At 59.2% G+C, this 25,739-nt stretch carries 32 protein-coding genes; 21 read left to right on the top strand and 11 right to left on the bottom strand.

Features of this window, described 5'->3' with window-relative positions; translation table 11 throughout:
* Positions 1 to 195: 195 nt before the first annotated feature.
* From ABDK74_RS14895 to ABDK74_RS14845, 11 genes are all read left to right on the top strand, one after another.
* The gene (locus ABDK74_RS14895) at positions 196 to 648 is read left to right on the top strand and encodes a DotD/TraH family lipoprotein (RefSeq protein ID WP_346004454.1); all 453 of its coding nucleotides are present in this window, start codon (positions 196 to 198) and stop codon (positions 646 to 648) included.
* Positions 641 to 1,639, top strand: a complete 999-nt coding sequence (locus tag ABDK74_RS14890) for a type IV secretory system conjugative DNA transfer family protein (protein WP_346004453.1) — start codon at positions 641 to 643, stop codon at positions 1,637 to 1,639. The genes ABDK74_RS14895 and ABDK74_RS14890 overlap by 8 nt, the downstream gene beginning before the upstream one ends.
* A complete protein-coding gene (locus ABDK74_RS14885; protein WP_346004452.1) occupies positions 1,636 to 2,802 on the top strand; it encodes an ATPase, T2SS/T4P/T4SS family in 1,167 nt (388 codons plus the stop codon). Before ABDK74_RS14890 ends, ABDK74_RS14885 begins: the two co-directional genes overlap by 4 nt.
* Positions 2,802 to 3,050 (top strand): IcmT/TraK family protein, encoded by a 249-nt coding sequence (gene icmT / locus ABDK74_RS14880; protein ID WP_346004451.1) that lies wholly within the window; start codon positions 2,802 to 2,804, stop codon positions 3,048 to 3,050. Before ABDK74_RS14885 ends, icmT begins: the two co-directional genes overlap by 1 nt.
* Positions 3,047 to 3,466, top strand: coding sequence for a hypothetical protein (locus ABDK74_RS14875; RefSeq protein ID WP_346004450.1), 420 nt, complete (start codon positions 3,047 to 3,049; stop codon positions 3,464 to 3,466). Before icmT ends, ABDK74_RS14875 begins: the two co-directional genes overlap by 4 nt.
* Complete coding sequence (locus tag ABDK74_RS14870) at positions 3,463 to 3,960, top strand: lytic transglycosylase domain-containing protein (RefSeq protein WP_228119314.1); 498 nt, start codon at positions 3,463 to 3,465, stop codon at positions 3,958 to 3,960. The genes ABDK74_RS14875 and ABDK74_RS14870 overlap by 4 nt, the downstream gene beginning before the upstream one ends.
* Entirely contained in the window at positions 3,957 to 5,105 is a 1,149-nt protein-coding gene (locus ABDK74_RS14865; RefSeq protein ID WP_346004449.1) for a hypothetical protein, read from the top strand. The genes ABDK74_RS14870 and ABDK74_RS14865 overlap by 4 nt, the downstream gene beginning before the upstream one ends.
* Before the next feature lie 11 nt (positions 5,106 to 5,116).
* Positions 5,117 to 5,557, top strand: coding sequence for a hypothetical protein (locus ABDK74_RS14860; protein WP_346004448.1), 441 nt, complete (start codon positions 5,117 to 5,119; stop codon positions 5,555 to 5,557).
* A 4-nt stretch (positions 5,558 to 5,561) separates the two neighbouring features.
* Positions 5,562 to 7,883, top strand: coding sequence for a type IV secretion system DNA-binding domain-containing protein (locus ABDK74_RS14855; protein WP_346004447.1), 2,322 nt, complete (start codon positions 5,562 to 5,564; stop codon positions 7,881 to 7,883).
* A gap of 386 nt (positions 7,884 to 8,269) precedes the next feature.
* A complete protein-coding gene (locus ABDK74_RS14850; protein ID WP_346004446.1) occupies positions 8,270 to 9,316 on the top strand; it encodes a hypothetical protein in 1,047 nt (348 codons plus the stop codon).
* The gene (locus ABDK74_RS14845) at positions 9,313 to 9,624 is read left to right on the top strand and encodes a HEPN domain-containing protein (protein ID WP_346004445.1); all 312 of its coding nucleotides are present in this window, start codon (positions 9,313 to 9,315) and stop codon (positions 9,622 to 9,624) included. Before ABDK74_RS14850 ends, ABDK74_RS14845 begins: the two co-directional genes overlap by 4 nt.
* Positions 9,625 to 9,943: 319 nt before the next feature.
* Here the strand turns inward: ABDK74_RS14845 and mobF are convergent, their stop codons facing one another.
* From mobF to ABDK74_RS14830, 3 genes are read right to left on the bottom strand one after another with little or no spacing between them, the layout of a single operon-like run.
* Positions 9,944 to 13,117: a MobF family relaxase gene (gene mobF / locus ABDK74_RS14840; RefSeq protein ID WP_346004444.1), complete on the bottom strand. Its 3,174-nt coding sequence runs from the start codon at positions 13,115 to 13,117 to the stop codon at positions 9,944 to 9,946.
* Positions 13,114 to 13,464, bottom strand: coding sequence for a hypothetical protein (locus ABDK74_RS14835; RefSeq protein WP_346004443.1), 351 nt, complete (start codon positions 13,462 to 13,464; stop codon positions 13,114 to 13,116). The genes mobF and ABDK74_RS14835 overlap by 4 nt, the downstream gene beginning before the upstream one ends.
* Before the next feature lie 10 nt (positions 13,465 to 13,474).
* Positions 13,475 to 14,236: a BRO family protein gene (locus ABDK74_RS14830; RefSeq protein ID WP_346004442.1), complete on the bottom strand. Its 762-nt coding sequence runs from the start codon at positions 14,234 to 14,236 to the stop codon at positions 13,475 to 13,477.
* 430 nt (positions 14,237 to 14,666) lie between these two features.
* On the opposite strand from ABDK74_RS14830, the gene ABDK74_RS14825 reads away from it, so the two are divergent.
* The 5 genes from ABDK74_RS14825 to ABDK74_RS14805 all read left to right on the top strand — a co-directional run bounded on the left by ABDK74_RS14825 (position 14,667) and on the right by ABDK74_RS14805 (position 18,091).
* On the top strand, positions 14,667 to 15,221 hold the full coding sequence (locus ABDK74_RS14825; protein WP_346004441.1) for a hypothetical protein: 555 nt from the start codon (positions 14,667 to 14,669) through the stop codon (positions 15,219 to 15,221).
* A gap of 115 nt (positions 15,222 to 15,336) precedes the next feature.
* Positions 15,337 to 16,182 carry a hypothetical protein gene (locus ABDK74_RS14820; protein ID WP_077804183.1) on the top strand — a complete coding sequence of 282 codons (846 nt, stop codon included), beginning with the start codon at positions 15,337 to 15,339 and terminating at the stop codon, positions 16,180 to 16,182.
* The gene (locus ABDK74_RS14815) at positions 16,182 to 16,748 is read left to right on the top strand and encodes a hypothetical protein (RefSeq protein ID WP_077804182.1); all 567 of its coding nucleotides are present in this window, start codon (positions 16,182 to 16,184) and stop codon (positions 16,746 to 16,748) included. Before ABDK74_RS14820 ends, ABDK74_RS14815 begins: the two co-directional genes overlap by 1 nt.
* A 109-nt stretch (positions 16,749 to 16,857) precedes the next feature.
* Positions 16,858 to 17,670: a hypothetical protein gene (locus ABDK74_RS14810; RefSeq protein WP_346004440.1), complete on the top strand. Its 813-nt coding sequence runs from the start codon at positions 16,858 to 16,860 to the stop codon at positions 17,668 to 17,670.
* 19 nt (positions 17,671 to 17,689) lie between these two features.
* The gene (locus ABDK74_RS14805; RefSeq protein ID WP_346004439.1) at positions 17,690 to 18,091 is read left to right on the top strand and encodes a hypothetical protein; all 402 of its coding nucleotides are present in this window, start codon (positions 17,690 to 17,692) and stop codon (positions 18,089 to 18,091) included.
* 87 nt (positions 18,092 to 18,178) lie between these two features.
* Here the strand turns inward: ABDK74_RS14805 and ABDK74_RS14800 are convergent, their stop codons facing one another.
* Positions 18,179 to 18,457, bottom strand: a complete 279-nt coding sequence (locus ABDK74_RS14800) for a hypothetical protein (protein WP_228119316.1) — start codon at positions 18,455 to 18,457, stop codon at positions 18,179 to 18,181.
* Between the two features lie 126 nt (positions 18,458 to 18,583).
* Here ABDK74_RS14800 and ABDK74_RS14795 point away from each other — a divergent pair, with 126 nt between their 5' ends.
* The 3 genes from ABDK74_RS14795 to ABDK74_RS14785 all read left to right on the top strand — a co-directional run bounded on the left by ABDK74_RS14795 (position 18,584) and on the right by ABDK74_RS14785 (position 21,280).
* Positions 18,584 to 18,799 (top strand): antitoxin VbhA family protein, encoded by a 216-nt coding sequence (locus ABDK74_RS14795; RefSeq protein WP_063905511.1) that lies wholly within the window; start codon positions 18,584 to 18,586, stop codon positions 18,797 to 18,799.
* Positions 18,800 to 18,806: 7 nt separating this feature from the next.
* On the top strand, positions 18,807 to 20,282 hold the full coding sequence (locus tag ABDK74_RS14790) for a Fic family protein (RefSeq protein WP_346004438.1): 1,476 nt from the start codon (positions 18,807 to 18,809) through the stop codon (positions 20,280 to 20,282).
* 641 nt (positions 20,283 to 20,923) lie between these two features.
* Complete coding sequence (locus ABDK74_RS14785; RefSeq protein ID WP_346004437.1) at positions 20,924 to 21,280, top strand: hypothetical protein; 357 nt, start codon at positions 20,924 to 20,926, stop codon at positions 21,278 to 21,280.
* 214 nt (positions 21,281 to 21,494) lie between these two features.
* Here the strand turns inward: ABDK74_RS14785 and ABDK74_RS14780 are convergent, their stop codons facing one another.
* Entirely contained in the window at positions 21,495 to 22,163 is a 669-nt protein-coding gene (locus ABDK74_RS14780; RefSeq protein ID WP_346004436.1) for a hypothetical protein, read from the bottom strand.
* 266 nt (positions 22,164 to 22,429) lie between these two features.
* Here ABDK74_RS14780 and ABDK74_RS14775 point away from each other — a divergent pair, with 266 nt between their 5' ends.
* Positions 22,430 to 22,582, top strand: a complete 153-nt coding sequence (locus tag ABDK74_RS14775; protein WP_215751962.1) for a hypothetical protein — start codon at positions 22,430 to 22,432, stop codon at positions 22,580 to 22,582.
* 29 nt (positions 22,583 to 22,611) lie between these two features.
* Here ABDK74_RS14775 and ABDK74_RS14770 read toward each other — a convergent pair whose 3' ends face one another.
* From ABDK74_RS14770 to ssb, 6 genes are all read right to left on the bottom strand, one after another.
* The gene (locus tag ABDK74_RS14770; protein ID WP_202258768.1) at positions 22,612 to 22,761 is read right to left on the bottom strand and encodes a hypothetical protein; all 150 of its coding nucleotides are present in this window, start codon (positions 22,759 to 22,761) and stop codon (positions 22,612 to 22,614) included.
* Positions 22,762 to 22,928: 167 nt separating this feature from the next.
* Positions 22,929 to 23,105: a hypothetical protein gene (locus tag ABDK74_RS14765; RefSeq protein ID WP_211506966.1), complete on the bottom strand. Its 177-nt coding sequence runs from the start codon at positions 23,103 to 23,105 to the stop codon at positions 22,929 to 22,931.
* Positions 23,106 to 23,255: 150 nt separating this feature from the next.
* Entirely contained in the window at positions 23,256 to 23,381 is a 126-nt protein-coding gene (locus tag ABDK74_RS14760; protein ID WP_265589564.1) for a hypothetical protein, read from the bottom strand.
* On the bottom strand, positions 23,368 to 23,640 hold the full coding sequence (locus tag ABDK74_RS14755; protein ID WP_346004435.1) for a hypothetical protein: 273 nt from the start codon (positions 23,638 to 23,640) through the stop codon (positions 23,368 to 23,370). Before ABDK74_RS14755 ends, ABDK74_RS14760 begins: the two co-directional genes overlap by 14 nt.
* Positions 23,641 to 23,683: 43 nt before the next feature.
* The gene (locus ABDK74_RS14750; protein WP_131973819.1) at positions 23,684 to 23,986 is read right to left on the bottom strand and encodes a hypothetical protein; all 303 of its coding nucleotides are present in this window, start codon (positions 23,984 to 23,986) and stop codon (positions 23,684 to 23,686) included.
* Positions 23,987 to 24,076: 90 nt separating this feature from the next.
* Positions 24,077 to 24,553 (bottom strand): single-stranded DNA-binding protein, encoded by a 477-nt coding sequence (ssb, locus tag ABDK74_RS14745; RefSeq protein WP_346004434.1) that lies wholly within the window; start codon positions 24,551 to 24,553, stop codon positions 24,077 to 24,079.
* 768 nt (positions 24,554 to 25,321) lie between these two features.
* Here ssb and ABDK74_RS14740 point away from each other — a divergent pair.
* On the top strand, positions 25,322 to 25,739 hold a 418-nt coding region (locus ABDK74_RS14740), incomplete at its 3' end, for an IS110 family transposase (protein WP_346004433.1).

Below are 25,739 nucleotides of genomic sequence, written 5' to 3'. Positions count from 1 at the left end.
CACTGGCACTCGCGTATCTTCTCTATGGGACCGACTTACTAGAAATGTTTGTCAAACATATGTTCAACAAAAGCAACACAAAAAAACAACGGGGTAAACAAGACTCATCCCTGAATGGCGATGAACCGCCGTAAAGTTTTTTTCTGAAAGTCGCAGATTGAGCCGCGATGATCCTTCCAACATCTGGAGGGATCCATGCGACACCACTACCTTCTGACACCCGTTCTTCTGCTGGCCCTCTCGGCCTGCGCCACCAAGCCGCCCGAGCCTGTCGCGACAACAGGCATGGCCAATCCCGAGCTTGCGCTGCAACGCGCCATCGCCACGACCGACGCGGATCTGGCCCAGCTCGGCACGTTGCGGCCTACCCCGCCGCCCATGACACCGGATCCCGGCCTGCCCGCTGACCTCAAGCGACAGGTCTGGTTTGTCTGGCAAGGCCCGCTTGAGCCTGCCGTGCGCAAACTCGGCAAGGACATTGGCTACAGCGTGGCCGCATTCGGCCCGCATCGGAAGGTCATTGTCCAGATCAATGCCGTGGCCCCTGTGATTGACCACCTGCGCACGCTTGGCGAGCAGGCGGGAGAACAGGCCACCGTCTCTGTCGATCCCCTCTCCCACGCAATCTCGGTGACGTACCATGGCTGATCGCGCCCTGCTTTGCGGCCTCGCAACGGTTGCCTTCCTCGCATTTCCCGCCCTCGCAGGTGCGGCCGACAACGGCACCATCATGCCGTCCACCAGCTCTCTTCCTCCGCCAGCCCGGAGCGGAACGCTCGTGTCCATGCCAAACCCACCTGAGCCGGGCGCGGATCAGATCAACGCCAATGATGAGGCCTTGGGCAATCCTGCCAACACCCCGGTCACGGGCGCGCTTCAGCTCGACCGCATCACAGGCGGCGAGGCCCCCCCGTCTCTCGAAGCCTTGCAGGACGCGCGGCCAAACGATGAAGTCGGCGACGATCTCAAGCCGGGACGACGCGAGCAGATCCGTCAGGCCGCACTGACCTACGGCGCACAGGGCGGACAAGCGGCGCGGTCTTTCGCCATTAATGAAATGCTGCGCCACAACGAGCCTATCCTCGACACGACGTTCGATTTTCGCCCCTTCGTCCTGCCGGTGGGTGACGGCCAGACGCTGATGCAGCCCCCGATCGTGAGCCAGGCGCAGATGGCGTTTGCGCTGAACGATACCGGCACCATCGCCCATGAAAGCCGCTGCGTCTTCGAGATTACCCGTGAGGCGCAGCTCACCTCTGCCGCGCCGAACTGGCGGACCTATCTCGTGCGGTCCTGGAACAAGCCGCGTCATCCGGCCTCATCCGCTCTGCCGCATACCGACAAGGAAGTGCGGCACTGGAACGACTGGGTGGCTGAAGGCTGGGCCTCCGGAGAAAAGGTTGCGGATGAGATCTACCTGTCCGATCTCTCGCGACTTCAGCGCGACATCACCGGCATGGCCCGCTACCGCGTGCTTCTGCGGGCCGGTCGTGTCGAAGAACCGCGCGTGGTGTTCGAGAACCGTCAGGCCGTGGGCGGCGGCGACAGTCTGCATCTCGGCGACCGCGTCATCCGGATCACCGGACAGCCCGGCCTCCAGGCCCGCACCCGCGTCGCCTATCCGGAGGACTGCCGATGAGCGCCGTCCTCAAACTGCGCGACACCGAAACCTGGGCACACGAACGGGCGAAGCGAGAATACCCCTGGGTTGCTGAAGCCCGGAAACATGCGCCCGGTCTCGATGACTTCCTGAAATGGGCGCATGGCCTCGGCGCGTCGCGGATTGACCTGTTGACCGGTCATCGCGCCACGCTGACGGTTCATGGCCGCAACCGCTACGCCACCATGGACCCCACGACATCGCTGGATCTCAAGCAGATCGTGGATCACGTCTATGGCGCGGACGGCTCGGCGCGTGTCCTGATCAGCCTTCAGCTCGATACGGCCTATAGCGTCACGCTCAACCGCCGTGAGTCCCTGCGCTTTCGTATCAACATCTTTCCCGTGCAGACCATGCGCGGCCCAGGCATGAATCTGGTCTTTCGGCCCATCCCGACCCTTCCGCCCAGTCTGGATGAGCAGCGGGTCGAGCAGGAGATCCGCGACACCAACCTGCTGAGAAGCGGCATGGTGCTCACGGGAGGATCAACGGGATCGGGCAAAACCACAATACAGTTCGGGCTGATCCATGATCGGCTGATGGATCCGACCGTCTCGTGCAACATTTCCACAGGCGAGCAGCCGATCGAGTTCCTTTTCGACAGCCTCAAGCCGCCGAATGGCAACCGGATTACCCAGACCGAGATCCGCCCGCCCAATCTGACACCGCCCCTGTTTGTCGAGGGCTCCATGCGCCGTGAAAACTCGGATCTGGTCCTTGGCGAATGTCGTGACGGCCCCACTATGGAAGCGGCCATCAACTGCGCCATTACGGGCGGGAAGCTCTCGACCACCATTCATGCCGATAACGGCCCGCTCATGATCCAGCGTGCCATTGCGCTGTGCCCACGGGCCGAACGCGACAACCTCGTGAGCGCGCTGGCGCAGTCCCTGCGCTTCGTCATCAACCAGCGTCTTCTGGAGCGGGTCGGCGGGGGCCGTGTGGCCGTGCGCGAGTACCTGACCTTTCATCAGGATCTGCGCCGTCAGCTCATGCGAACCGAAAGCGAGCTTTGGCCCGACCTCGTGGCGCAGGCCATCGAGAGTGACGGCCAGAGCTACGAGGTCGCCATCCGCAAAGCCCTGGAAGACGGGCTGATTACTGAAAAGACGGCCAACGACGCCTGGAGGAGAGACGCCTGATGTGGCGCGCAACCGCACAACCTGTCCGTCTGGCCATCCTTGATGGCCGGGCCTGTCTCCCGCTCCTTGTGACGGTCACGTACTGGAGCTGGACGACGCTGTATATCGGCGTTCTGGGCACTGCGCTGTTTGCAACGATCAGCTTCTTTGGCCTGACGCTGCCGGCTGCCCTCAGAACTGTCCGTCGCCTCATCACCGGCCCCGTCCGGTCCGGTCGGGCGACCTGGAAACGGAGGCGCTACGGATGACCCCCTCTCCTGCCGTCACGCTCCTGTCAGACGTTCTGGTCCGGGCCATCGACCGCAAGGGCCTCAGCGTCATTCTGAGCGATGCCATCAACTCAACCCCCTGCGCCAGCACGGTCGCGGCGTCCAGCAGCGGCTTCCTGCCTGCGTTCCTGATCACCGCCGAGGCGCTGTGGTTTGAAATGACGCGGCACGGCTTCGGCCTGAAGCTGGTCGATGATCCTGAAGCCGCCCTTGGCGTGACCGTCCTCGACCATGACGCGCAGTCTGCCGTGACGGTCCTGCTTTGCCTGCTCGAAGTGCTGGATGCGCTCCCGGTTCAGAACGGGCAGATCAACCTGTGCGATCTGAACGGCCTCTGGCAGGCGAGCATGGCGCGTCTTCAGCCGGTCTCCGTCCAGAAGGAGCAAGCCGCATGAAAACCCGGATGTTCTTTCCGTTGGCCCTCGCGGCCCTCATGGCAGCCCCGGCTGCCTCGGCCGAGGACGATGGCGGACGCCAGATCGCAGCCTGCCTCAAAGAGTCAGCCCATAACGCGCATGTGCCAGCAGGCGTCATGCTGGTCCTGCTCTATGTCGAAGGCGGTCATCCCGGACAGGCCGTGCAGAATACGAACGGGACGTCCGATCTTGGCCCCATGCAGGTCAATACGATCCACGTCCCCGAGATTGCGCGGCACTGGCACACTACCCCGTCCCGTGCCTACGCGGCCTTGCGGAATAACTCCTGCGCCAATCTCGAAGCGGGCGGCTGGATCCTCGGGCAGGAAATGACCAAGGCCCGGGGCGATCTCTGGCAGGCCGTCGCGGGCTATCACTCCCACACGCCCCGCTTTGGCACGGCCTATCTGAAGCGCTTTTACGAGATTTCCCAGACCCTGATCCGCACCAGCCATCAAGGAGACCCGGCATGAGCGGCACAGCTTCGCGGTCCTCAGGCTCGCGCTCGTCAGGAGAACTCACCCTGATGCTGGCCGGTGTTGCGCTGCTCGGCAGCGTTGTCCTGGCCTATATGGTCTGGTCAACCTTCCACACAGAGATCAGCCGTTTTTACTGCAAGGCCCTGATCTGGCAGATCGGCATCCTGTCGCCTACGCCTGACCTTGCGCGTCTGAACCTCCAGCTTCACCAAGCCCTGCACCATCCGGCGTCCATTCGCCTGATCCAGCTCTATTACGGCCTGTCCATCGTCGGTCTGCAGCTCCGGTGGGTTGCAGTCCTGGTCGGGGGGATCTGCGCAGGTCTGTGTCTCTTCTTCGGGGAGAACAAGGCGCTGCGGACTGTCCTCGATCTCGAAGGCCTGATTGCCGTGCAGGCAAAAATGTTTCCGACCCTGCGCGGGTTCGCCAAGCGCCGCATCACCCGGCTTGTTGCGCCGTCCACCGGGGCACCTCTTCCGGCCGACCCGGCCCTGACGGCTGACGAATGGCGCAGCCGCTTTGCCACGGCCGCCGATGGTAGTTTCAGCGAGGTCTGCGCGCAGGAAGCCTTCGAGCGTCAGCTCGGCCCGCACTACACAACGGCCGGTCCGGGCGCGGCCCCACCTGCGGCCCAGGTGCTCTTTGCGGCCTTTGCGCTGCACAAACTCAAGCGTCGCGATGAGGCCATGACCCTGCTCGGGCAACTGTCAGAAGGTCTGGCTGACGCAGGACTTGATGGCGATACCGGCCCGAAGGTCAGCCTGAAGGTGCCCGCAGAGGTCCTGAAGAACGCGCAGGACTTCCTTGCAGATCCCGATGTGCAGGCCACGATCGCGCAGAGCTGTGACCGTCACGGCTGGACCACGACCGCCCTTATGACGCTTCTGTGCGATGCCCGCTTTGAGGCTGGTGTGCTGGCGCCGCCCGCCTTCGCCATCGTCAAGCTGATCGACCGGCCGCTTTGGTATGCCCTGCACTCTCTGGGCTACCCCAGTGAAAACCCGAACGAAGACGTGCATCCCAATCCCCGGATCGAAGCCGCTGGCGCCCGTGCCCACTGGTCCGAGGAACAGCGTCTGCGTCGCCCCCTCTACATCCCGGTGCTTGATCGCGCCCTCTCCACGCTCCGCTCCGCCTGAAGGACAGTTTCATGACCCGCATCATTCTCCAGCACGGCCAGAACGCTCCCCTCACGCTCGACATCGAGGAGGGAAACACGGCCCCGATCCATCTCCATTTTCCGCAAGCCCTGCCGCTCGCGGCTGCTCAGGCCGAGATCGCCCCGGCTGGACCTCAGGCCGCTCCGGCCAGCAGGATCCGCCGTTTCCTGCCAGTTGCCGCAACCGCTGCCGTCTGCGCAGGTCTGTTGTACACCTTTGGCGGCCTGCACGCCTCGGTGCCTGCGATGCCAGAATCCGCGCCTCTTCCGCCATTGCCGTCCAGTGGACCGATGGACACGCAGGCACAAGCTCCCGCACCCACGGCACCACAGCAGATCCTGAAGGCGCTGCATCAGCCCGCCCATCTGGAAATGCCGTCTCCAGCACCCGCGCCGACACAGGCCGGTTCGCCATTCGGGCTGGAGAACTGAAACCATGACGGCTCGCAAGATTGGTGCACCGCTTGGCCATCAGCAGGTCGAGCGGGGAAAGACATACCGCGATACCCGCCCGTTCTGGACAAAGACGAAGGAAGAGCTGCGTTCCCCTCTGGCCGGATGGCTTGGACTGGTCGGTGTTGGCCTGGGCTGGTTCGTGCCCGCGATAGATGGCGCGCTGATTCTCGCGGCCCCGGCCGTCGCGGCCTGGGTGGTGCTCCGTCCTGAGCGCCTCCCGCTCCACATGCCGCGTTACAGCGGGCTGAAGGATGCGAACGATTTGAACCCCAAGGATCGCAAGGCCCGTCAGGCCAACGGCATTCTCTATCTCGGCACGGAAGCCCGGACCCGCCGCCAGCTCTGGATGTCCTCGGACGCGGCCCGGCAACACGCGGCCATTCCGGGCACCACCGGATCCGGCAAGACCACGGCCATTGTCTCCCTGATGACGAACGCCCTGGCCCATGGCTCCGGCTGCATCCTCGTGGACGCCAAAGGCGACAACACGGTCTATGGCGATGTGCTGGCCCTCGCACGGCGGTTTGGGCTCGATGACCAGGTGCTGGCGCTGAACTTCCTCGCCGCTTCCGGCACACGGGATTCCAACACCTTCAATCCGTTTGCCACCGGAAATGCGGACGCCATCCGCGAAATGCTGGTCAGCCAGCTTGGCGAACAGTCGGCCAATGATTCCAATGGCGTGTTCCGCGACCGCGCTGTCGGCCTCATCGGCACAGTGGTTCCGGCCCTCGTCTGGATGCGCGACACGCACGGCATCCCCATCAATATCGACGCCATCCGCTATGCGACCGACCTGCGCTGGATCGGCACCCTCGCCCGGCACAAGGTTTTCCTCATTCGCAATCCCGGCTCCAATCAGGCCATCGAGCGCAGGGTCGAGGATATTCCGGACGATGTGCTCTGGCCGCTTCAGGCCTATCTTGGCGAGCTGCCCGGTTATGACTCTTCTCTGGAGTGGAACGCCCAGAAGGAAAACAAGCCGTCCGAGCAGCACGGCTATGCCAAGATGTATTTCTCGCGCGTCTTCACACAGCTTGGCGTGAGCTTGGGGCATATCTTCAGTGCCGAGACGGCCGACATCATCATGCGCGACGTGGTCCTGAACCGCCGCATCCTGATCGTCATCCTGCCATCGCTGGAAAACTCGTCAGACAGTCTGGCGGGCCTGGGCAAGATCGTCGTGGCCTCGCTGCGCGGTGTCATGGCCCAGCTCCTCGGGGCAAAGCTGCATGGCTCTGCCAGCGAAGTGTTCAAGCTGAAGGCCGGAGCTGGTGATGCGCCATTCCAGATCTTCTTTGACGAGCTGGCCGCCTATGTCACGGACGGCATGGACCGGATGCTCGCGATGGGCCGTGGCCTGAACTGCATGTTCTGGATCTCGTTTCAGGATCTGCCCGGCCTGACAGCCCGGATTGGCGAAAAGGCCTTCTCGCTTCTTGGCAATGCGAACCTCACCCATGCGCTGCGGCTTCAGGATGCCATGAAGACGCGCGAATGGCTGGAACAGCAGGCCGACAAGGTCGAGGTGACACAGGCAACCCGCGTCGAGAATGATGGCTACGGCTATTACAACGGCTCAGGCGCTGAGGTTCGTGAGGTTTCCCGTCTGCCCTGGAACGATCTGCAAAGTCTGATCGAAGGTGAGGCCGTGACAATGTTTGGCGGCCGCGTCATTCACTCCAAGACCTTCTTTGCCGACATCAATGGACGCTCCGGCGAAGTGCGCCGCGCCCGTCCGGTCATGCTCCCCTCGCCCAAGTCCGGACACGGTGTGGATCCGGACGCCGAGACCTGGGGCATTGTCGAAACGCTGGAAAACGGCGACTTCCAGATCGAGACCGCCAGCTCGGCCCTCCCACCAGCGGTCGAAGCCCTGATCGGCAAGATCGCGAATGAGAACCACCGGGACAGCAAAGCCCTCATGGGCGATGTGAGCACGCACCTGACGGAAATCGCGTCTTACCTGCGGACTGTGACGACACAGGGACAGGCGGACGGAAACACGCCGTTTGCCGGGATGCTGGCCTGGGGCCGCTTCCATCGCGACGATAACAAGGATGAAAGCCTTGTGCCTGCGCAGCCCATGGATGGGGCCTTTCTGGGGCGGGTCGAGCAACTGGAGCGCCTCGTGGGAAGCAGGACAGGGCGGACGCCTCGCCGGCGTGCTGTGCTGGTTCTGGCGACGCGCGATCAGCTCAGGGCTCTTCCGGCCAATACGGCTGGCGCCAAAGAGGCAAGCGAAAGAGAAATTTTGGCTGCATGCCGAGAAGTTGGAAAAAAATTACTATTTCAGAAATAGATCGGAGGTGACTTGAGTAATTTCGGTGACCTATATTTCATCCATCTGGAACAGGAAGGAGCGAGTTTTAGGCTGTACTAAAATTACTCTACATTAGCGTCTTTGCGATGACGTGTTATCCGTTATTAACTTGAAAAACAGAAAATGGAGGCTTCGCGTCACTCTAAGAAGGACGAAACTGCGATGGTTTGCAGAGGCGGCGCTGCAACTGTCCGCTAGCGGACCACTAGAGACAGAAAACTCAATATTGTCCTTTCGTATATTGGTATTATATTATCGTCTTTCAGGTACCTTAATATGGGCAGCGCATTCAAGATTAAAACTACATAATATCGAATTTCAGAAATCCGAATAATTGAAATAAAAACAACGATATGAGTAAAATTATGACAAATAAAAATAACAGAGGTTATTTCTGGATTGAAAATGAATCTTCCAAGAGAACAGGTACACTTACAATCTCCGAAGATCATAAAGTTACTGTTCACGTTGATGGAGTTTTATTTAATGGAGAACTAAAATCACTACAGCTATCTCACGATGAGCTTAATGGTTATTTGTTTTCTAGCGAATACGTTAAGATACTGGATCCGTACTCACTTCGAGGCTTCGGGCCGAGAGAAGAAGATAGTCATGAGATATATTTCGGATCTGAGTATATTAAGAGCAATAATGATATTTCAGAACCGCAGACATATTCACGAATTAGGTGGAAACTAACAGGTTTAGATAGATGGTTAAATATTTCCACATATAACTTAAAAAAACAAAATGAATTAAATACATTTGAAATAGAATATGCCTCAGATTTATCGGAATTAAATTGGGAAACTAATACCGGCACAATTAATATATTATTTGAATATAATATACACACAAACGAAGACAATTTAATATTCGAAAAAGAATTTTTTTTGGAAATAGTTTTCAATGAAAATAAAACTATCAAGGAGTGTTTTGAATTAAGTAGAATTGTAGAAAGGTTTTTTGTAACATTTGTTAGTAGAAAACATCTCGTATCCTATCCATCAATATACAATGAAAAAAATTCGGAATCTGTGATATATTACCAAACATATAATTATGATAAGGGTCCGGGTTCAGAGTGGCTCTCGTCTTCGTTTGCTTTAATAAAAAATCGTTTTGGATATTATTTGTCTAATTATATAGAAATGACACCTAAGTATTTAGCAGGTTTTTTCGGATATCCATCTAGCTTATCAAAGGGACTGTTTATACAAAACAAGTTTTCACACTTAGTAACTGGACTAGAAGTAATACACATCCAACATTATGGTCTTCAGAAAAGCCCAGAAAATAAGAACGACGAGATATTAGAATTTAAGTCAAAAATAAAAGAATGTACGAAATTTAGGTCAGACGAAAGAAGAGCGTTACGAAAGTCGTTTGAAAAAAATATGAATACAATTTGAGAGAGAGACTATATGATATAATATCTAATTTTGATTTTTTAGACAGAGAAACTGCTTCCTCAATTATATTGGATATAGTTGATATTAGAAACGAAATCATGCACTATGGTGGAATAAAAAATAATAACTCAAGATTTTCAGATTCTATAATAATTAAGTTCATAGGAATACTTGAGATGTTAAGTGTTATTTCAGTTATGTTTGTTTCAGGTGTTGAGAAAGAGATAATAAAGAAAATATATATGGAGTCTTCATTCTATTATTATCCACGAAATCTTTATGAGGGATACAAAAGGAATAAAGTTTGAGACTTGATTCTAAGTTAGGGTCATCTACCATCATGTAAGAGCCTAACTCAAAGAGTGGTTTTAGTGATTTTTCGCAGCATTCTACGTATATAGGAAAACAGCACGCCTTACTTGTGATGGAGATAGCGCTCTGACGATAGCATTGAGAGATGCTAGCAGCGTTCACTCCCGGCTTCACAGGTTAATAGCGGATAACACGTCATCGCAAAGACGCTAATGTAGAGTAATTTTAGTACAGCCTAAAACTCGCTCCTTGCTGTTCGAGAGAGGGGTGAAATATAGGTCACTGAAATTACTCGATTTACCTTCGGTCTGGCTCTCAGACCGCTGGCGAGGCGGTCGTGGCAATCATGATCCTACTCTCGCGCAACCTTTGTTCCGCTTGAGACATAGCAGAACCGCTTTGCACCAGAAGCTCAGCTATCTGTCGGTCCAACTCCTTCAGCTTCGGTCCAGCCGTCTTTTCTAGGGTGAGCGCCTGCGCCCTGTCCCTCACCTCACGTCCATAGTCCCGGCCATCCTGCGCCATTTCCTCCTGCATCTTCCCGAGGCGGATCAGTTCCTGAACGTGCTTCTCCCGTTCGGCCTGGGACGTAAAAGGCAGATCCATGCCAAGCGCCTTATAAGGCTTGTTAGACATGCCCTTGGCCACATGGTTCCACAGATCGTCACTGGTGATCTCGGTCGTGTCGCCAAGCGCCCGGCCATTACGCACGGCCTCGAACGTGGCGCCGTCCGAGATCATGGTCCAGGTCGTGCCCTTGGCCCGGCTCTCCGCCACGTAGGACGTGAACCCGGTTGCGGTCGCGACACCTCGCGGAAGCGCGTTGATATGCTCGTCTGAGGTGAGGCCTTGGGCGGCATCAATGGTCATGGCATGACCGAAACCAAGCAGGATCCGGCCGGTCTTATGGTCCTTCAGCCGACGCCACTCAACATCTGCCTCCCGACCATCCTTCATCCGGACGCGCAGGCCGTCCTTGCCGTGCGAGACAACCTCCACGACATCGCCGTTGTTGCCAACGGTGGTCCCCTTCCCTTCGACCGCCCCCCAGGTGCGCCGGAACAGGCGCAACCTGTCTCCGGCCGCAACCTGAAGCTCATAGGCCTCGCCGCGCTGATCGACCGCATCGAGTTTGACCTCATCGCGGGAGATCTCACCACGCTCTTGCAGGATCCTGCGGACGGCGCGGCTGAGATCGGCCGCGTCCTGATTGGTCAGGGCCGACATGCTGATGCCACGCGTTGAGCCGGACGCGGCCAGGGCGTCGCGGCGTGTGACATACAGCTCGGCAATCTGTTGCAGCACTTCGTCCTGATCGCCGCCGACCAATCTGATCGTGCCATCCTCACGCTTCATGTCGATCGCACGGCGCACCTCTTCGAGGTGAAAGGCGTTGCGGGGATCGTCCGAGTTCTCCTCGTCCCGGTTGGCGTAGGCGGCCTTCCCTTTGGGTCGAAGCGCTTCCAGCGCATCCGCATCGGGTTTCTCGCCACGGAACAGTCCGGCAATCTCACGATTGCGGGCGGTCGTCTGGCGGACCGTGGAGAGCAGCTCCGGCATGTCCTCCTTGGCCAGAACCCTGCGCAGGATCTCGACGGTATCACCGGCCTCAATGGACTGTGCCTGCTCCCGATCACCCAAGGCCTTGATGGTACAGCCGCTCGCGCGTTGCAGCTCCAGAAGCTGAAGCATCTGGCGCGGTGCGATCTGCCCGACCTCGTCAATGACCAGCACCGTGTTCTCGTCCACCGTCTGCTCGCCTTTCTCCAGGCGGCTCAGGAACGGCATCATGGCGTAACGCTGGTGGATGCCAGCATCGCCAAGCGCGTCGGCCTGACGCCAGGCCGTCGCCAGGCCGATCATCTCACGGCCCTTCTCCGAGAACCGGGTGTCGCGCTTCCAGGCATCCACGAGCGGCTTAAGCAGCGTTGTCTTGCCGGAGCCGGCAACGCCCGTGAGCATCGAGATCTTTCCGGCCTTCCCCAGGGCATAGATTGCGGCCTTCTGGGACTGGCCGTGCTCGTTGTCGAAATCGAGGTCGCATCGCTCAATGGCCTCAGTGAGTTGGGCATCCGAAAGGGACGCGCTGCGATCCGCCGAAGCCCGCACGGCTTCTTTGGCGAGCGTTTCTTCGACCCGGATCTGGGCCGTATTGGTCACGCGGATCCGATCATTCTTCACGCAGGACACGAGGCTGACCTGCTCGCCCCGAACCTCAAGGCCCTTGCCCTCGATCAGTTTGACGACCTGGTCAATGTCCTCAATACCCCCCGAGATCCCCGCACCAATGAGGCCGCGTGCCGCGTACATCCGCAGTTTGTCGTGATCGAGCACGGCAGCCGTCTCGAACTCCTTGCCGAGATGCTTGGCCGCAAACGCATAGGCCTGCTCGTGTCGCTCGGCGACCGTGAGCGCAGGAGCCTCGGCTGTATCGAGAACGCTGTGATGCTCCCACCCGATCTCGGCGGCGCGCTCGCGCCAGGCCTGTACGTCGTCGGCGGACTCATTCTTCTTCTGCCGGTGCGCCAGACTGGCGGCTTTGAGCATCTTGTTCTTCAGCTCGGCCGTCATGGCGTTCCAGTCATGACCTTCTTTCTCGGCATAGGCTCGCGCAGCCCGTGTCACCTCGGCCGTGCGACTGGAGAACGCGTCACAGGCCTCTTGCGGGACGGCGGAAATAACAGTCGCCTGCTCTTTGGCGTCGTAGGACTGCGCAATCCCGAGTTTGCGCAGCTCATCCGCCAGCTCCGCCTGGAAGAAGGCTCCGAACTCGTGGACGCGGGACCGCAGGCGCTTCGTATCCAGCGACCCCACATGGCCGCTGTCGGTGACAACGACATTGTAGAGCGAATTATGGATGTGCATCTGCGGATCGCCCCCGGTCGGAGCCTCGCGCAGATAGGTCGTATCGGTCTCGGCATCATGCAGGGTCAGGGTCGGGCGAGACGTGCGGTGCCGGTAGGACGTCCAGGCGACCTCCCCAGCCTCTTCTCCGTCTTCCCCACCATGGCCGCGTCGGGCAAAGCCCAGCTCACGGGCCACATACTGCATGGTCGCGTCATTAGCCCGCTGCACTGCGTTCCAGATGGCGGCCCCTTCGGCCTGTGTTGGGGCAAACTCGGCAGCCAGCGTGACCGATTTGTGCGGGGCCATGGTGAGGTCGTAGGCGCTGATCTTCCGCTTGGCCTGAGACCATTGCTCGCCATTGTCGGCGCGCTTGCCTTCGAACAGGGCCGCAAGTGTTTCGGTCGTGGGCATGGCACGCCGATCCACGCCGAGCACGTCCGCCATCTTCTGACTCATGCCCGGATTGAAAGAGGCCCGACCATCGCGGCCGAGGTAGTAGTTCGTGAGGCGCTGACCGTCGCCGTCAGGCACCTTGCCGGTGTCCGTGCGAAAATCGTGCTCTGGATCCGGCGCGCCCTCGGTAAAATAGGCGGCCACGAACCGGCCGTTGCACTCCGCCGAGATCTTGCGGAAGGTCATCATGACGGGCGGCCATCCTCTGCTTTCGGGCGAACCTTGCGGCCTTCAAGCAGATCGTTGTTGCGGGCGGTCGTATGGTCGATGCGCCTGATGACCGGCTCCTGATCCTTCATCAGCTCGACCAGACGCGCAAGAATGTCGTCCAGTGTCGGGCCGTCCCCCTTCTCCGAGGGGGTCAGAAGCTCAATCAGGATACTCAGCTTTTCGCTGATGAACCGGATCTCTTCTCCCTGCTCGTCAGAGCGGGTGAGAAGATGCTGAAGAAGCTCCCGATCCGAAATCTCGGTCACGGGAGCGCGGTCGGGGGTCTGTGTCTGATCTGTCATGAGGGCAGGATAGAAAGCCCTCATGCGACTGAGATTATTTCGTCGTCGCTTTCGCTAACGCCAGGGCTTTGTTCTCCGATGCTCGCTGGATCCATTGTGCATATCGAGCACTAATCGAGATGGCGTGGTCTAGCTGCTGGAAGCCTTCATCAGAGAGCAACGTCTCCGCCAGCATCGCCACCTCCGTACGATACGCTCGCCAGAGAGAGCCCACTAGCTTCGTAGAGTTTACCAAAGTCTGTAGGTCTGCCTGCTCATAATCAAGCAGAACTTCCTCCATATCCCGCACTTCAACATGCAAAGGCCGACCCGGCAGACTCAGAACCATGTACCGTCCCGGCAACTGACGCATTTCCTGAAGTCGCGTAAGATCGGCGGGGTCGGGTGACTGCGCTTCTGGGATCGGCAGCTTCACCCCAGGGCGTGAATAGAATCCGTTTCGTCGGATACTCGGCAGAACCTCTTTGGTCACACGCCGTCGAAACGTGACGGCAAGAGGAAGCTGAGACTTGACCAGAAAGTGGTACAAGCCGCTTTCGCTAACCATGACCTGATCCTGGACGCCGCTCTCCGAAGGCAACGGGACTATCTGCCGTTCATCATCGTCCAAGCCCCGTGCGGCGCGCGTGGGTGAAGAATGACCAATGGCACGGCAAATGTCAGTCATACGAAACCAAACCTCCCCATCTTTTACGAAAGTCGCGTAATCGACACCGTTGAAGTCGAACAGGCCGCCAGATTTGAAGCTGGGATCTACGAGGCGCGTGTTCTTTTGAAAGCGTTTTTGCGTGGCCATGCTTCTCTCCTGTTGAGGTGGCTGCTCGCTATGAGGCGCGCCTTTCTTCCTCTTTCGGACGCCATGGTGCCGGGCCATTCTGCGACTTGATGCAACGGCACGTTCCTGATGGGGGGGTGACAGATTGTCACACCCCCCCTCCTTCTGCCTCTCGGCGGCGAAGCCGTCCGCACCAACGGTGCAATGGTCTATGAAGAAGCCCTTTTCTTTGCCTCATAGTTGCCTCGTCAATTCTCAATCCTACCTCGTAGTCGCTTCGCACTAGCCTCGAAATGGCTTCGGAGACGCCTCGTAGATGCCTCCATGATGCCTCGAACTTGACACGGAGATGCCTCGCCTGCGAAAGAGGTCCGACGCACCAGAGGCCGTGAAAACGGTTCAGAGTGCGAGGTGTGTCCAGAACGGACACAAAGCGGGGGCGAAAGTGATCATGTCCAAGGCACTGAGAGAGATTCAGGAGGCACACAAGACACGCCCTGCTCAACCGCACTCGAAAGCCGTCTATCAGTGGCTCAGAAAAAATCAGGACATCGTGTCTGAACTTCGCGAGGCGAAAATCGCCACCTGGGAGATGATCGCCAAAGCTGCGAAAAAGGATGGTGTGGAGGTCGAACTCTCTCCGGTTGGACTTGGGGCCATCAGAAAAATGTGGTCACGCCTCAAGAGCGAGCGAGAGAAAATCACAGTCGGAAAACCGGCAAACGACGCACCCGATCAGACGCCAGAACCGCCGAGCCGAACCCCGGCAGACTGGCGGCCTGCCGCTGTGGAAGAGTATTACGCGGAACGTGAGGAAAGACCCGTCGCGCCGCCACCTGCCGCCACGCCACAGGTGCCCGCCATTTCGGCCGCCGTAACGTCACCGTCCTCCAGAAACGCGGACCCGCATACGAACATTTCTGCTGAGGGTCGCCAGTCTCTGGAACACATCCGGGCAAAGCTCCGGGCGCGCAGAGAAGAGAAAAGAAGGCTCACGCCAGACTGATTTTTTTCTGAGCGGCGGAGTTAAGTCGCAGAATGGCCCGGCACTATGGCGTCTGAAAGAGGAAGAGAAGCCCATCTCACAGTGAGGGGGCTGCCTCATCAGGAGCCGACCATCCATGACCAAGGATATTGCCGCCAAAGCCCCCACAGGCGCTGCCGACCAGAAGGCAGCCGCCCCCAAGCGCAAGCCGGTTATTTTTACGATCATTGGCCGTCAGCGGGTCGGGAAGACGACCCTGCTTAATGCTCTCGCCCAGACAATCCACGAGCAGGGCGGCACACCCGAAATCTGGAACACCGATCTGCTGAACCGGTCGCACTCCATTTCCAGTTTCCATGATGCGAAAAGCCCCACAGGCGGTGACACGAAACGTCAGCGGAAATGGCTGGAAGAAAAGATCCAGTCTCTCATGGAAAGTCGCCATGACGCCATTCTCGACATCGGCGGCGGATGGACAGCGCTGCATGAGTTAATCAGCACGGAATCACTGACACGCGCCCTCGACATGATGGGCATCACGCTCTCAGTGGCGTTCCTCATCGGCCATGAACGCGCAGATCTCGATTATCTGGAAGACCTCCAAACCAACAAGAAGTTCTCTCCCCGGAACGCCGCAGTCATTCTCAACGAAGGCCTTATTCCTCCTTCCCTGGACGTGGATGACGTCTTTGAAGAGGTTGCCATTCACCCTGCGGTTGTCGAAGCCATGGACAACGGCGCAAAGCTCGTCCTCTATCCGGCTGCCGAGCCCATGAAAGACGTCTGTGACCGAACGCTCACATTCCGCGCCTATGCCGAGGGCGAACAAAAGGACGGGTTCCCGACCACCTCAATCTTTGACCGGCTCGCGATTGACCGTTGGTACCGCCGTGACTTCCCGGTCTTCCTGCGGGAGCTAGGCGAGCCTCGTCTGCCGAATATGCCTAAGGGCCTCCCTGTTCCGGCCGAAAGTGACGTGTAATGTCTGACGGCCTTACCCAGAGGATTTCCGACTGTCAGGCCAGATTTGAAAGCTCACTGGATGCGCTCCGTGAGCAGACGCATCGGTGGACGCTTCGGCCGCGTTCACCTGAGGCCAAGGTTCTGGATGGCCTCATGATTCTGATGGAGATGAACAATCTTCATCAGGCCCTCCTCCTCAAGGATCGCGAACACTCCGAAGCAGCGCACAGAGCGCTGTTTCAGGAGGCCGAGAAGCGGATGGAGCAGTGTGTCGCGAAGTGTGAAAGCCTGCTGGATCAATGCACACGCTCGGCAACGGAGGAGGTAATTGAGGTCAGGCGTGCTCTTCATGAAGGCGTGGCAGCCTCTCGCCAGCTTCAGAAGATTGACGAAAAGACCGTCAAGGCAAAGGTCGCGGAAGTCCTTGGTACGGTCAAAGGCGAAATCGCCGAGAGCATGAAGGCCCAGATCGTGATGGCGGGCACCCGGGTTCGACGGGACGAAATCAGCAAGCGGGCCGGATGGTTCGCCACCATGATCGTGGGCGGAACCGTGTTTGGAATTATCCTCGATCACCTCATTTAGGTGTGTCCGTTTCGGACACACCACCTCGCGCCATCAGGCAGCGTTTCAAACAGCCCTCAAAGTCGCAGACGACAGACGGATACTGAGCACCCCAACACAGGAGTGCCCAATGCCGCCCCCCGTCAAACAATCCTTCCTGATTACAGGTCTGGCTCTCTCAGCCGGACTTGGCCTCAGCGGTTCGTGCCAGGCGCAGTCGATCGAAGTGCCTATCGGCCTGCCGGAAGTCCCGCATGTCGTCTATCCGGAAGTCGGTCTGCCGAACTTCACGGTCCCAGCCGGAACCGTCCAGCAAATCGGCGGAGACGGTAAGGTCATCCAGACCACTCAGCCCGTTTCGACCGGATCGGATTCACTGCAAACGCTCTACAGCCGCGCATGGGGCTATCAGGCCGCTGACAATGCTTCCTCCATTGGCGTGAACCCGGCTGCCCTGGCGGCGACGTGTCAGGTGGAGTCCGGATGTCAGAATGTCTATACGGCCACCGGATCAGGCCACACCATCACAGGCGCGTTCCAGATGTCGAACGGCACATATTCGGCAGAGATGAGCAAAGCACTAGCGGCCAATCCAGGTCTGGCCAGTAGCATCACTTCTGGAACGGCAGGGCAGCAGGATCCCGCAACACAGGCCGTTGCTGCCGCTCAATACCTGAAGGATGCAGCAACATCACTACAGAATGCGGGTGTTAGCAATCCTACAGCCCTCGACACGAGGGGGTACTACAACTTCGGCCCAGCTTCCGGGAAAGCTATAGCAACAGCCTCTGATGACACTCCAATGGCGAGCGTCCTCAATAGCTATTCGTCCACGCAGCTTCAGCAAAACGGAATCAGTGCTGGCGAAACGGTAGGTCAATGGCGACAGGCAACTGCTGACAAGATGGGCACCGGAGCCAATCAGCCTGTCCTTTCAACCTAACAAACGATAGAGTATTCCTATGAAAACGATGATCCCCTTGATCGCTTCGCTTGCTCTTGTCGGGCTAGGTTCTACCGCTTCGGCATCAGGACTTCATGCAGTTAGGCCCGTGCAGGGTTACACCTGCATGGCGCTCAATCAGACCCAAGAGCAGGCAATGGATTTCGAACATCCTGCTTCCTTTCGCCAAGGCCCATCTGACAATGCGGCAGATGCGGGTTTAGCCGGTGCACAGATTGCCGTTAAAACAGGTGCCGATCCCGTAAATGGCTATCTTCCGACGCTTAGAACCGACTTCAAGCCTGCGTGGGTAAAAGCCTCTCTGGTCAAGCCCTATACAGTAGCATCAGACCCCAAAGCACGCTGCATTCCGGCCGTGATGTCTGACGGAAGCCAAGGCTTTATGTATCCGAGAAATTAATCCCCTAAGGCAGCCTCCGGGCTGCCTTTTTCATATCCCCTGAGCCTGGACGTGGAGACACCGGAACCCACCACGTCGCCGGCAATGTCACCCGGCTTTGCGGATCTCGGCGAGAATAGGATCGGCCTTACGTTGCCGGGGACAGGGATGGGCCAGATGGGCCGCTTCCAGATCAAGCAGCCACAGGGACAGATCAGCCGGAAGTGAGGACGTGCCCTCCAGGCAGCGCCGGAACTGGTTTCTGTGCATATCGCATTTCTCGGCGGCCTGACGCTCGGACCATCCGATCCGGAACAGGGCAAGAGACAAGCGCGGCCCGGTCAGGTGCTTCGGGCGACTATCGAGAGGGGAAAGGCTCTTCGTCATAAGAGCATCCTGCCGCCGTGTTCTGCGACTGAACGCAAAAAATCTCGCCTTGAAACACATCTTCAGAACGGCCACGAACCACCGGAAAACCTTGCCATTCCGGGCAAAAACCGCTATTTTCTTCCTATGAGTTCAGCCAAAACCCTCTTCGCTCCGACGCCTTTTTCCGCTCTTTCGGATGAAGAGCGCGCGCGCCGCCAGGATGCGGTCGAGTGGACTCTCGCGGCCCAGAGACGGCAGGGCTACACGCATGATCCGCTTATCGAGGATGCCTGCCAGTCGTTCGTTGCGGGGCAGATCGACCTTGCTGAACTGGGGCGGAGACTGAATCCCGCCCTCTGACGCGTCGATGCCTCCCGCCCACGGTTACACCTACCCGAACGTCTCCGACGATCCGGACCAGACAGACGTCCTGCGGAACCGGCTCGGCCTTCGCCGCCATTCCGAGCTTCACCCTGAAGAATACCGCCGCACCAGCCACAGGATTCTGGAAATCCGGCTTGGAATGGGGCCATCCGGCTCTTTCGATGCCGACCACCTGAAGGCCATTCATCGGCATATCTTTCAGGACGTCTATCAATGGGCGGGCCACATGCGCCACGAAAGGCCAGTCGTGGACGGGGCACGGGTCGAGCCAATCGGCTCCATGCGCAAAGGCGCGACCACCTTCCTGCCCGGCTCCCATATCGACATGGGGCTGACCGAGGCCTTCAAGCCCATCCGCGACCCGGACGTCCTGAAGACCTCCACGCCGGAGCAGTTCGCAGCCATCGCCGGAAAGGTTCTGAACGAACTCAATTACGTCCACCCGTTCCGGGAAGGCAACGGCAGAACGCAGGAGGCGTTTGTCGCGGAACTCGGCCGACGCTACGGGCATAATGTGGACCTCTCCGTCATCACGAGAGCCCGCATGGTGTCCGCCTCCATCGCCGGCACACAGGATCCAGACCATCCGGCCATGGCGGCCCTGCTGACAGACGCCAGCTCGCCCGCCCGCACCCGTGCTCTGAAGGAGCTGATGCAGGACATGGGCTCTGGCCCTGCCGCAAGGCCGCTGGATGACCTTGTCATCCGCACGGCCGCGCCTGGGGAAACTGTCTCGGGGATCTTCAAAACACGGACCAGCCTGTCCGGTGCATTCGAAACGCCTGACGGGATCGTGGCGGTGCCTGTCGCGGATCTGCGAAACGCTGTCCGAAAGGACGGCGGATACACCGTCACCGTGCAGTCCGATTTTTTGACGGCCTCTGCTGCTCCGGTGCTTCGGCCCGTACCGCGTCCGGTCATCCCGGCTGTCTTCGGGCCTGCGGAGGAGAAGCGCGAAAGCGCGCTCCTGGCACGGGCGAAAGAGGACGGCCGCAAGGCCGCTGCCTCTCTTCATGCGTTCTGGTCGGCCCCGCCTTCCCTCGTCTGCCGCGACATCGAGACCGCCATCCGCCAGGAGGGCGGCGATGCAGCACAGGCCTTTACCGGCATGAAGGCCGGAGGCCGTCATGCGGCGCTTGGGGAGGCCATCCAACAGGAACTTCGGCATAATCCCGCTTTTGCGCGCGAGCTGGGCAAGGTCCAGAAGGACATAGCCGCTTATGGCGACAGTCGGGAAAAGGCCTTTGCGTTCGGCGCGGCTCACGGTCGGGAAACGGAAATCCTGACAGACCTGGCCGGGACGGATCGGGAGATCGCCCGCCATGCCAGCCGGACTCCCACCTCTGAACCGGGCCGCGCCCTGATTCAGACCCTGACCGGCCAGCCCGCCCTAACAGCCACAACGGACCCGGCAGACCGCCCGTCTCTTTCGTCTGCCCAAACACCCGGCCCCGGCTGATCGCCCCCGGTTTTCCTAGACCCATCCTGCCCGTGCGGCGAGCACACTGACGGCGACGAAAGGGGAATGGAGGTGGCGTTTTCCTGAGCCCATCCTGCCACCGGCCAAGACGGGCGACGGGACAGGCCGTCAAGCCCGGAGCGTCCTAAGCAAGGGGGGCAGGCTTGCGGCTGATGCGGGGTCGCGTGCGGCCCTGCAGCAGACGCGGGCCTGACACCTGCCGCCGAGGGTCGCGCAGTGGCTTTACGGACTGGCACGGTGACTGTCAGACTGAACGCTGGATGCGAGGCCACCTCCATGGAACGTGCCTCCCCGGACGGTCCGCAGGACGGGCCGGGAAGGTTGAGGAGCCGTCTCACGAACCGATCCCCCAGACCAGGACCGTCCGACGTTGGAAAAGGATGCGGGTGAACCGTTACCCGGACGGGCCGAGACGCAGGGGCCAGACGCCCGGTTGAGGGCGGCTGGACGCTGTGGCTCGGTCGAACTTGGCGACGCAGGAGCCTAGTGAGATAGAGTGAACGAACCCTTCAGGGCCGCCCCGAATTCTTTTTCCGCCAGTCGCATCTTTCCGCGTCATTCTCCCCTTCTGAAGCAAAAAACACGCGCTCATCCGAAGCGTCGGCTTCGTGAAGAAGGACATGAAACAGATGCTCACCATTCCTAAAGTCTGGCCGTATTTCCTCTTTCTCTTTGGCCTCCAGTGGCTGATCGCAGCCATCCGTGAGCGAAACAACGCCAAGTTTCTCGGCACGCCCTATGCGCTTTTCCACATCGCTTCAGCGGGCATGGCAACGATGATGCTCTGGCTCCGCCGCTCGACCCGCTACGCACTTTTCTTGGCTGTTCCGGTTACGGCGCTGTGCGCAGTTCTTTCGCTTGGCCTGTATCTTCTGGGCCATGAGAAAGAGGCGGTCAGCGCTCTCGACGTGGCGCTGATGGCCGGATTTGGAGGCTGGCTTCTCGAATTGCTCTCGTCCATGTTCGAAGAAATCTGAACGCTCTGCTTCTTCGATTGCCTTAGCGCAGCCCCCCTGTGGGGGGCGAGCACTGGGGGCATCACACCTCGCGCCGACGAGGCGCGTCCGCCTTTGCGGGAAAAACCGGGAGGGGGGCACCAGAGGGCGGACGGGAGAAGAGGCCGAGGGCAACGCCGAGGCCGTCAGCGCGGCCCCGGTGGGTGGCCGGACCTGCTGGCCCGGCCTGTGAGGGTTAGAGAACGGCCCCCCACTGTGCGGCGCGGACGTTCTCGGTGAGGCTGCGGGCGTTGTCCTTAACGTAAGGCTTCCAGTCTTCCCCGAACAGTTCGCGGTAGGCGTCACATGCGCCCTGAGCCATGACGGCGAGCGCGTAAGCCTTCGGGGCCTGCTGTGCCGCGAAACGGACGGCCCGATCGACGCGGTTTTCCCCGCCGTCAATGCCCTGCCGGTCTTCGTCGCGGCTCTCGTTGCTGAAAGAGTTCTGCTCGTCGCGGGCAATCTGGCGCTTGTTCTCGTAAAAGTTGGCGGCACCATAGGCAGAGCGGACCAGCCCGTCCACGAGGCGGCCAAGGTGCATTTCCATGGCCTTGAAATTGCGTTCGCCCCGGAAGTCTGTGACGACAAGCACGTCCTCAAGAAGCGCGTACTGGTCGCGGATCATGCTCAAACCGGCCCCCATCAGCTCGTCATAGTCGCCAGCCTCGAAACCGAAATGCTGAACGATTGCGGAAATCTTGTCATCGTTGGGGGCGATGCGGAGAACGTCGGCCAGCGTGGGGGAGGCAATGGCCTTTGTGCGGTCGCGGGCTTCGTTGAAACGGCGGACGGCAGCGGGGCTGGCCTTGTTTGCGGCCTTGCTGTTCTTGGCCTTCGGTGCGATTGTGGTTGCTGCGTCGGACATGAGAAGTTCCTTTTCTCGTCTAGCGAAGTCCCGGCTTGGTGTTACAGCACTAACCGGGGCGCTTTGTCTTGAGGGCCAATCCCTCTCGACAAGTAAAAGATAGCCTTTTCAGCCTTTCGTGACAAGATAAAAAGCGCAGAAAACCGCCATAAACCGCGATTTATTTTTGAATGACAAGTAAAAAGATTACTTGATTACTTTATGAATACCTGTCGTTTTCCTAGACCCATCCTGCCCGTGCGGCGAGCACACTGACGGCGACGAGAGTGGAACGACAGTGGCGTTTTCCTGAGCCCATCCTGCCACCGGCCAAGACGGTCGACGGGACAGGCCGTCAAGCCCGGAGCGTCCTGAGCAAGGGTGGCTGGCCTGCGGCTGATGCGGGGTCGCGTGCGGCCCTGCAGCAGACGCGGGCCTGACACCTGCCGCCGAGGGATGTGCAGTGGCTTTACGGACTGGCACGGCGACTGTCAGACTGAACGCTGGATGCGAGGACGCTGTCGTGGAACGGCCCTCCCGGGCGGTCCTTCAGGACCGTTCGGGAGGGACGAGGAGCCGTCTCGCGGTCGAACGTGCCAGACCAGAACCGTCCGTTCATGGAAAAGGATGCGGGTAAGCCGTACCCGAAAGGGCCAGACCCGACGGCCAGACGCCCGACTGAGGGCGGCTGGACGTCGGGGCTAGGCGGAGCTTGGCGACGAAGGAGCCTAGCGCAGTAGGGCGAACGAACCCGTCAGGGCCGCCCCCGATCTTCTTTTGCTTTTTCTACTTACGGCCCTGGTTTGTGCCTGAAGAGTCCCGGGTCAGGAAAAACACTCCCCCACCCACGGCAAGCACCAGTAGACCTCCCCGGATTGGGTGCAGAACGCCCTGCCAGATCAGGAGAAGGATGGCGGCCTGAATGATTAGCGCACCAATGCGAATGACTGTTTGTCGTGACATGGGGCCAGTTTAGCCTTTTCCGCTGTCCTGGCGCAGCCCCCCTGTGGGGGGCGAGCATAGGGGGCATAAAACTTCGCGCCGTCGAGGCGCGCCCGCCTGACTAAACCGGGCGAGCGGACAATAAAAAGCGGCCCGGAGGCCGCTGGTGTGTCAGTCGAGGGACGCTCGGATCTTTGCGAGGCGGTTAGCGACAGGACCGATCACCGCGGCAAGAACAAGTGTCCCGCCGCAGAAAACGACGGTCATCACGAGCAGATTGAGATCAAACGGGTCCATTTGCGGCCTCCTTGCTGCTGTCTGTAGGATACGCAATATACAGAAGAAATACTACTGAAATGACTTCAAGGAAGAGTGCTGCCAATCCGCGCGCGGCCGCCTGCCGAACCGTCAGGGAGGCGGGCGAGGTCAGAAGCGGGGTGAGAATGCCGACACCGAAGACGCTCAGTGCGACGGTCTGAAAGACACCGGCAAATGCCTTGAGGCGGTCTTCCCGGTTTTTAGGGGTTTGAGGAGGCGGCAGAACCGCCTTCCACATTCTTTTTGTCGCGCTTCTCATGGGGTGCGTGCCTCAGGACACGTCAGGAAAGCAGCCCGGGAGTGCTCACCAGATAGTAGAGTCCGTATCCGCCTGCTCCCAGAACGGCAACCACAGCGGCCGCGCTCGCGGCGGACGCGTAACCATTGTTCACGGCATACAGGAGGAAGCCCAGAACAAAATAAATCAGAACAATCCCTGCGGTCTCTCCGGCGAGGACAAGATAGCGGCAGGACTGAAGCGCGGCCGGCACGGCTGGCGGATAGCTCGCCAGGGAGGCGTACACACCGATTGTCAGACCGGTCATCAGGAGCACGAAAAGGAAGATGATCTGTGCGCGGTTCATAGGGGTACCTTCGGAAGTCGCGAGGAAATAAATACCAGAGGTTTACGGGGCAATGGAAGGACAGGGCGGCGCAGTCGCCGCCCGTGAGGGTCAGAACGGCACCTGATCGTCCAGATCATCGCCTCCGGGGCCATCCCACGATCCGCCGTTGCCGTTCGTGCCGCCACGCGAGCCGCCGTTATCGTAACCGCCCGCATCCCCGTTGCCGTTGCCACGGTTGCTGTCGATCAGCACCAGCTCACCCCGGAAACGGTCAATGACAACCTCTGTGGTGTAGTGCTCCTGACCGCCCTGATCGGTCCATTTGCGGGTGCGGAGTTCGCCTTCGATATAGACCTTGCGGCCTTTGCGGAGGAACCGCTCCGCCACGTCACCAGCCTGCTCATTGAAGATGACGACACGGTGCCATTCGGTACGCTCACGGCGCTCGCCGCTCTGCCGGTCGTTCCAGGTGTCGGACGTGGCCAGAGGAAAACTCACGACCTTGGACCCGGACTGCGTATTGCGGACTTCCGGGTCTTTACCGAGGTTGCCAACGAGGATGACTTTGTTAACGGAACCAGCCATGAGAGCCTCCAAGAAATAGGGAACGTATCAACTGGACTGTTTCGGCGTTATTGCCTCCGTCCATGAATAGATATTAGGTTTTTACTTGCTCGCCGTCAACGAAAAACCGCAGAAAACCGCCGTTTTCAAGAAAATAAAGCCTCAGAAATTCACGATTTACTTGTTTAATACTGAAAGTATATTTGATGTTTTCCTAGACCCATCCTGCCCGTGCGGCGAGCACACTGACGGCGACGAAAGAGGAATGGAGGTGGCGTTTTCCTGAGCCCATCCTGCCACCGGCCAAGACGGGCGACGGGACAGGCCGTCAAGCCCGGAGCGTCCTGAGCAAGGGGGGCAGGTTTGCGGCTGATGCGGGGTCGCGTGCGGCCCTGCAGCAGATGCGGGCCTGACACCTGAAGCCGAGGGTCGCGCAGTGGCTTTACGGACTGGCACGGCGACTGTCAGACTGAACGCTGGATGCGAGGCCGCCTCCATGGAACGTGCCTCCCCGGACGGTCCGAAGGACTGGCCGGGGAGGTTGAGGAGCCGTCTCACGAACCGACCCCCCAGACCAGGACTGCCCGTTCATGGAAAAGGATGCGGGTGAACCGTTACCCGGAAGGGCCGAGACGCAGGGGCCAGACGCCCGACCAAGGGCGGCTGGACCCTGTGGCTCGGTGGAGCTTGGCGACGCAGGAGCCTAGCGGAATTGATGCGGTGAACGGCCTCTATGCCTCACTTCAGTGCTAGGGTGTCGTTGCCAGTCAGGGCATCCGGAGAAGAACAATGACAGACATTGCAGTTATCGGTCTTGATCTCGCCAAATCTGTTTTCCAAATCCATGCTGTCAATCAGCAGGGATTGCCTGTCCTCAAGCGCCAACTCCGACGCGGCGAGCTCCTGAAGTTTTTCCAGAAACTTTCGCCATGCCTCATTGGCATGGAAGCGTGCGGCTCAGCCCATTACTGGGCACGCGAGTTTGAAGCTCTGGGACATACCGTCCGACTGATGCCACCCAGCTACGTCAAACCCTATCTCAAACGCGGTAAAACCGATGCTCGCGATGCCGAAGCCATCTGTGAAGCCGTCACACGACCGACCATGCAGTTCGTTCCTGTCAAATCTGTAGAGCAACAGTCTGTCCTGATGCTGCACAGCAGTCGCGATTTGCTGGTGAAGCAGAAAACCATGCTCATCAATGCTC

It is taken from the genome of Gluconobacter sp. OJB (genome assembly GCF_039638275.1).
Classification (GTDB): domain Bacteria; phylum Pseudomonadota; class Alphaproteobacteria; order Acetobacterales; family Acetobacteraceae; genus Gluconobacter; species Gluconobacter cerevisiae.
The sequence above is the reverse complement of the archived record's forward strand: the minus strand, read 5'-3'. Positions and strand labels throughout refer to the sequence as shown.

Bases quoted from the DNA above. Each gene is read 5' to 3' on its own strand.
- ABDK74_RS14895 (WP_346004454.1), top strand. From the start codon at position 196: ATGCGACACCACTACCTTCTGACACCCGTTCTTCTGCTGGCCCTCTCG.
- ABDK74_RS14890 (WP_346004453.1), top strand. From the start codon at position 641: ATGGCTGATCGCGCCCTGCTTTGCGGCCTCGCAACGGTTGCCTTCCTC.
- ABDK74_RS14885 (WP_346004452.1), top strand. From the start codon at position 1,636: ATGAGCGCCGTCCTCAAACTGCGCGACACCGAAACCTGGGCACACGAA.
- icmT (WP_346004451.1), top strand. From the start codon at position 2,802: ATGTGGCGCGCAACCGCACAACCTGTCCGTCTGGCCATCCTTGATGGC.
- ABDK74_RS14875 (WP_346004450.1), top strand. From the start codon at position 3,047: ATGACCCCCTCTCCTGCCGTCACGCTCCTGTCAGACGTTCTGGTCCGG.
- ABDK74_RS14870 (WP_228119314.1), top strand. From the start codon at position 3,463: ATGAAAACCCGGATGTTCTTTCCGTTGGCCCTCGCGGCCCTCATGGCA.
- ABDK74_RS14865 (WP_346004449.1), top strand. From the start codon at position 3,957: ATGAGCGGCACAGCTTCGCGGTCCTCAGGCTCGCGCTCGTCAGGAGAA.
- ABDK74_RS14860 (WP_346004448.1), top strand. From the start codon at position 5,117: ATGACCCGCATCATTCTCCAGCACGGCCAGAACGCTCCCCTCACGCTC.
- ABDK74_RS14855 (WP_346004447.1), top strand. From the start codon at position 5,562: ATGACGGCTCGCAAGATTGGTGCACCGCTTGGCCATCAGCAGGTCGAG.
- ABDK74_RS14850 (WP_346004446.1), top strand. From the start codon at position 8,270: ATGACAAATAAAAATAACAGAGGTTATTTCTGGATTGAAAATGAATCT.
- mobF (WP_346004444.1), bottom strand. From the start codon at position 13,117: ATGATGACCTTCCGCAAGATCTCGGCGGAGTGCAACGGCCGGTTCGTG.
- ABDK74_RS14835 (WP_346004443.1), bottom strand. From the start codon at position 13,464: ATGAGGGCTTTCTATCCTGCCCTCATGACAGATCAGACACAGACCCCC.
- ABDK74_RS14830 (WP_346004442.1), bottom strand. From the start codon at position 14,236: ATGGCCACGCAAAAACGCTTTCAAAAGAACACGCGCCTCGTAGATCCC.
- ABDK74_RS14825 (WP_346004441.1), top strand. From the start codon at position 14,667: ATGTCCAAGGCACTGAGAGAGATTCAGGAGGCACACAAGACACGCCCT.
- ABDK74_RS14820 (WP_077804183.1), top strand. From the start codon at position 15,337: ATGACCAAGGATATTGCCGCCAAAGCCCCCACAGGCGCTGCCGACCAG.
- ABDK74_RS14815 (WP_077804182.1), top strand. From the start codon at position 16,182: ATGTCTGACGGCCTTACCCAGAGGATTTCCGACTGTCAGGCCAGATTT.
- ABDK74_RS14810 (WP_346004440.1), top strand. From the start codon at position 16,858: ATGCCGCCCCCCGTCAAACAATCCTTCCTGATTACAGGTCTGGCTCTC.
- ABDK74_RS14805 (WP_346004439.1), top strand. From the start codon at position 17,690: ATGAAAACGATGATCCCCTTGATCGCTTCGCTTGCTCTTGTCGGGCTA.
- ABDK74_RS14800 (WP_228119316.1), bottom strand. From the start codon at position 18,457: ATGACGAAGAGCCTTTCCCCTCTCGATAGTCGCCCGAAGCACCTGACC.
- ABDK74_RS14795 (WP_063905511.1), top strand. From the start codon at position 18,584: ATGAGTTCAGCCAAAACCCTCTTCGCTCCGACGCCTTTTTCCGCTCTT.
- ABDK74_RS14790 (WP_346004438.1), top strand. From the start codon at position 18,807: ATGCCTCCCGCCCACGGTTACACCTACCCGAACGTCTCCGACGATCCG.
- ABDK74_RS14785 (WP_346004437.1), top strand. From the start codon at position 20,924: ATGAAACAGATGCTCACCATTCCTAAAGTCTGGCCGTATTTCCTCTTT.
- ABDK74_RS14780 (WP_346004436.1), bottom strand. From the start codon at position 22,163: ATGTCCGACGCAGCAACCACAATCGCACCGAAGGCCAAGAACAGCAAG.
- ABDK74_RS14770 (WP_202258768.1), bottom strand. From the start codon at position 22,761: ATGAACGGACGGTTCTGGTCTGGCACGTTCGACCGCGAGACGGCTCCT.
- ABDK74_RS14765 (WP_211506966.1), bottom strand. From the start codon at position 23,105: ATGTCACGACAAACAGTCATTCGCATTGGTGCGCTAATCATTCAGGCC.
- ABDK74_RS14760 (WP_265589564.1), bottom strand. From the start codon at position 23,381: ATGGACCCGTTTGATCTCAATCTGCTCGTGATGACCGTCGTTTTCTGC.
- ABDK74_RS14755 (WP_346004435.1), bottom strand. From the start codon at position 23,640: ATGTGGAAGGCGGTTCTGCCGCCTCCTCAAACCCCTAAAAACCGGGAA.
- ABDK74_RS14750 (WP_131973819.1), bottom strand. From the start codon at position 23,986: ATGAACCGCGCACAGATCATCTTCCTTTTCGTGCTCCTGATGACCGGT.
- ssb (WP_346004434.1), bottom strand. From the start codon at position 24,553: ATGGCTGGTTCCGTTAACAAAGTCATCCTCGTTGGCAACCTCGGTAAA.